Consider the following 4,237-nt stretch of genomic DNA (forward strand, 5'->3'; position numbering starts at 1 on the left):
ATTCACTGACCCGGCGTCACCTCAAGCCCGCGTGAAGCGCTTCCAACTTGTGCCGTGCTCTTGCCCCCTAGCCTGAACGTATGCCTCTGAAACCCGAAATCCCCAAACCCGAATCCGAGAAAAAGCGCGTCGGCTATGCCATCGTCGGCATCGGCAAGCTCAGCGCCGAGGAACTGATTCCGGCGGCCCGCACCAGCGAACACGCGTATGTGGCGGCGCTGGTCACGAGCGAGGAAGACAAGGGCGAAGCGTTTGCCCGCGCCTTCGACCTCACCGAAAACGACGTGTACTCCTACGACGAGTTCGAGAAACTGGGCGAGCGTGACGACGTGGAAGCCGTGTTTATCGTGCTGCCTAACTCCATGCACCGCGAGTACACCGAGCGGGCCGCCAAAATCGGCAAGCATGTGCTGTGCGAAAAGCCCTTGAGCGTGAACGCCGAGGACGCGCAGGCGATGGTGGACGCCTGCAAGGACGCGGGCGTGCTGCTGATGACCGCCTACCGCTGCCAGTACACCCCCGAACACTGGGCGGCCCGTGACGCCGTGCAAAGCGGCAAACTCGGCACCATCCGCGTCATTGACTCCATTCACGCCCATGTCGAGGACGACCCCGAAGCGTGGCGGCTGAGGCGTGACCTCGCGGGCGGCGGCCCCCTGCCCGACATCGGCCTGTATTCGCTGAACATCATCCGCTTCGTGATGGGCGAGGAGCCGCAGTGGGTCTTTGCCGATCTGAACCAGCCCCAGGGCGACGAGCGCTTTGAGCAGGTTGAGGAGCGCGTGAGCTGGATGATGGGCTTTTCCGGCGGCGTGGTCGCCAACTGCCTGACCAGTTACGCCGCCCAGGACACCTCTACCCTGCGCGTGCTGGGCGAAAAGGGCAGTGTGCTGATGGACCCCGCCTTCGATTACCAGGGCCTCAAGCTGACCATCGAGGACGATAAGGGCAAGTTCCAGCCCAGTTTTCCTGCCTATGACCAGTTCGGCAACGAATTCGACCACTTCGCCCAGTGCATCCGCGAGGGCAAGACCCCCTGGACGCCCGGCGAAGAAGGCGTAGCCGACCACATCGTGATGGACGCCATCTACGAAAGCGCCCGCACGGGCAAGCGCGTGGAACTTAAGCCCGTGAAGGAAAAGGACGCCTCACGCGGCGAGAAGAAGCCGGAAATGCCGGGGGAAGGAGTCTAAAACGGCTTCGAAAAATGGTTTGGGCATCCAAACCATTTTTCCGAGCAGAGCGAGTGGAAGAAAAAGCGGGGCTGGGCCAGTGATCATCTGGCCCACCAGAAAAGTCGAAGTGCCGGGAAAGCCAGCAGTCAGGGCTTTCCCGGCACCTTGTTTTGAAGAATTACTCGCTCAGGTTCTCTTTCAGTTCGTCGAGCTTGTCGGCCTTCTCCTGTTCGCTCATGTTGGCGTCCAGGCCGTTGGCGTCCACGTTGCCCGTCGCGCCCTGCATGCCTTCTTCGATAACTTCGCGCTGGTCGGTGTTGCCGATGTTCTCGTCTACTTTGGTCATGGAAAAAGCATGACAGCTTTTCAGGAGTTCTGTGTGGCAAATGTCTGGAACAAATCTTCAGTAATCGCGGTCAGTAGAGCCTGTCCGCTGGTGGTGGGGTGGGCGAGGGCGGCACGGGCGAGTGTGAGGCGCACGCGGGGGTCGGCTCCGGCAAACACGCGCAGCATGGTGCGGGCCAGCGCCGTAGCGCCCGTGTCGTGGGCCAGAAAAGCGGCCCATTCGGAAGTCGGCAGCCCGAAGAACGTGCGAAAAAAGTCCGGCAGGTCGTCCCGGCGCAGCCCCAGCAGCGCGTCGGTGCCCAGCAGATGCAGGGCGCGGGCGGCGCGGCGGGCCGGGGGCCACAGGGCCTGCTGCCCGGCAGCGGCGGCGTCTTGCCCGTCGGCCAGTGCTTCGGCTACGGCCTGCGCCACGCCCGGCGCATCGGCCAGTGCCCCCGCCACCTGAAACCCGCTGACCGGATGCACCCGCCCCGCCGCCGCGCCATACGCCAGCGGGCCAGCAGGCGCGGGCGCCTCGGCGTTCATGGGAAAGGCCACCCATTCTTCCTCCTCTATGGCGTGCGGGGGCGTGTGCTGCGCGTCCAGTCGGGCCAGCAGCCGGGCTTGCAACTCCTGGCGGGACAGGCCAGGGCGGGCAATCAGGCTGGTTTCTTCCACGAAATAGCGGTCAGCGCCCAGGTGCATGGCGTACAGGAAACTCGCCTCCCCCTGCCGGAGTTGCGGGGCAGGCGTACGGTAGTCCATCCAGACCATGCTGCCCGGTGAAATGGGCGGGCGACGAAACCGCGCCACCAGACCGTAAGCCGTCTGTAGGGCCGGGCCACCTGCGAAGCGAATGGGGGAGAGCAGCGCCCCATGCCCGCTGGCGTCCACGACCAGCCGGGTGTCCCACCGCTCGCCCGCCGCGCCGTAGGCCGTCCAGCGGTTCGGCCCCTGCCGCTCGGCCTGCACCGCCGCTCCCTCTTGCCAGCGCCAGTCGCCCCGAGCCCGCAGTTGACGCAGTAGGGCGGCGTTGTCCAGAAGCACATAGGGCCGCAGGAGTGGCGTGAGGTGCGGCGTGTAGACCCGCACGTCCGTCCAGACTTCGGCAGCACAGCCCTGTGCCCAGGCGGGCAGTTCGTCGTGCCAAGCGCCGTAGGTTTGGGGAAAGGGGCGGGGCGGGTGCGGCGCGACTTGCGTGACCTGCAAGCCCCGCAAACCGAGTTCGGCGGCGAGGGCCGTTCCGCTTGGCCCACCGCCTACGACCAGCACATCCGAGCGAGTGGCAGAGTGCGGCATAAGCTCTAGCGAAGCCGCTGCTTGAACAGCAAGGGGCTGCTGGGCGCTTCGCTGCCGCCGGGCGGTTCCACACTGACGGCAAGCACGGCGCTGCGCGGCATGGCGTGGGTCATGATGCCGCTCTCGAAGACTCCCAGAGAACGGGGCTGGGGCCGCTTGCCTTCGCCGGGCAACAGTCGCCACAGCTGATAGGTGCGGCCCGCTTCCAGAGCGCGTTCCATGTGGACATACACCCGTCCGTCGCTGAGTCGCACCAGTCGCCCCACCTGTCCCTCGGCTCCCTCGGCCTGGAAGCTCCGGGCGCCCGGCGAGGCGGCGTAGCGGGCAGGCAGATCAGGGTTGGGCCGCAGCAGCATCGCCATTCCCAGGCCTAGGACCAGCGCCAGACCGGCGGGCAGCAGCCAGGAGGTGGCCTTGCCCGGGCTGACGGCGGGCGAACTGACCGGGGTCACGGGGGTGGCTGGCACCCAGTCGTCCAGCGTGGGCGGCTCGGAGCGCACCCGGCTCAGCAGGTTCTGGGGGGCCTGGGGAGAAATCTGGATGGCCTGCAAGTCCAGGTCGTCGAGCAGGTGGGTCAGGGCTTCAAGGTCTTGGCGCAGCGCCGCACGCAATTCGGGGTTCTGGTCGAGCGCCAACTGCGCCCGCTGCTGCTCGCTTTCTCCCAGCTGACCCAGCGCCAGCGCCAGAAGTTCCTGGCGGTTCACTGTTCGTTCTCCGAGCGGCGCGAAAATTCGGTCAGATCTGCCGTGCGGCGCGGGTTTTCCCAGGGCTGCAACTCGGTATCGGGCCCCAGGAAGGGCGGCCAGTCGTCTTCGACCAGGGTGGGATGGGCCGGGGCCGGGGGGAGGGGCGCGGCGCTCTGGCTGAGCTGGGCCATGGCGTCACGCAGCGCGTCCTCGACGGCGGGCCGGGGCAGGCCGCTGATGCTGGAGAGGTTGTCGAGCGGCTCGCCCCGGTAGTACGCCAGGGCCAGCAGTTGCAGGTTCTGGTCGCCCGGCGCGGTGACCCGGTCAAACCACTCGTGCAGCTCCAGCCCCGCCCCCGCGTGGCCCTCGCGCAGCAGATGCAGGAAACGGTGGTGGGCGATGCTGACCAGCCAGGCCCGCACGCTGGCGCGGGTGGGGTCGTAGTAGGCCGCGTTGTGCCAGGCGTTGACAAAAGCGTCTTCCACGCCGCGCTGAACGAGCAGCGGGTCGGCCACCATGCGGCTGCCCAGGCCGTGCAGCAGGGGAGCGTAGCGGCGGTGCAGTTCGAGCAGCGCCAATTCCTGGCCCGCCGCCATGTCGAGCAGCACCTGTTCGTCGCTGGGCGGTTGCCGCTGGGCCGCCGCCTCCACCCCTCCAGGCGCAGGAGAAGGGGAGGGGGCCGTCTGGGTGGGGGGCTTATCCAGGCTCATGCTTCTGCCCGTCAGCTTAGCAGCCCGGCGGCGTCGCGGCGGC

Annotated in this window: 5 protein-coding genes; 1 reads left to right on the forward strand and 4 read right to left on the reverse strand. The window is 67.1% G+C overall.

The window, feature by feature from the left end; all coding sequences use genetic code 11:
• Positions 1-80: 80 nt before the first annotated feature.
• On the forward strand, positions 81-1,193 hold the full coding sequence (locus tag Q4C89_RS14120; RefSeq protein ID WP_303103263.1) for a Gfo/Idh/MocA family protein: 1,113 nt from the start codon (positions 81-83) through the stop codon (positions 1,191-1,193).
• A gap of 160 nt (positions 1,194-1,353) precedes the next feature.
• Here Q4C89_RS14120 and Q4C89_RS14125 read toward each other — a convergent pair whose 3' ends face one another.
• From Q4C89_RS14125 to Q4C89_RS14140, 4 genes are all read right to left on the reverse strand, one after another.
• On the reverse strand, positions 1,354-1,521 hold the full coding sequence (locus tag Q4C89_RS14125; RefSeq protein ID WP_303103264.1) for a hypothetical protein: 168 nt from the start codon (positions 1,519-1,521) through the stop codon (positions 1,354-1,356).
• Between the two features lie 20 nt (positions 1,522-1,541).
• Positions 1,542-2,798 (reverse strand): lycopene cyclase family protein, encoded by a 1,257-nt coding sequence (locus tag Q4C89_RS14130; protein WP_303103265.1) that lies wholly within the window; start codon positions 2,796-2,798, stop codon positions 1,542-1,544.
• Between the two features lie 5 nt (positions 2,799-2,803).
• Positions 2,804-3,502, reverse strand: a complete 699-nt coding sequence (locus Q4C89_RS14135; protein WP_303103266.1) for an anti-sigma factor — start codon at positions 3,500-3,502, stop codon at positions 2,804-2,806.
• The coding region (locus Q4C89_RS14140; protein WP_368493245.1) for a sigma factor at positions 3,499-4,237 on the reverse strand (739 nt) is incomplete at its 5' end. The genes Q4C89_RS14140 and Q4C89_RS14135, both read right to left, overlap by 4 nt.

This window comes from Deinococcus sp. (genome assembly GCF_030523985.1).
Taxonomy (GTDB): Bacteria; Deinococcota; Deinococci; order Deinococcales; family Deinococcaceae; genus Deinococcus.

Excerpts from the sequence above, each read along its gene's own strand:
- Q4C89_RS14130 (WP_303103265.1), bottom strand. The coding sequence starts at position 2,798 with ATGCCGCACTCTGCCACTCGCTCGGATGTGCTGGTCGTAGGCGGTGGG.
- Q4C89_RS14125 (WP_303103264.1), bottom strand. The coding sequence starts at position 1,521 with ATGACCAAAGTAGACGAGAACATCGGCAACACCGACCAGCGCGAAGTT.
- Q4C89_RS14120 (WP_303103263.1), top strand. The coding sequence starts at position 81 with ATGCCTCTGAAACCCGAAATCCCCAAACCCGAATCCGAGAAAAAGCGC.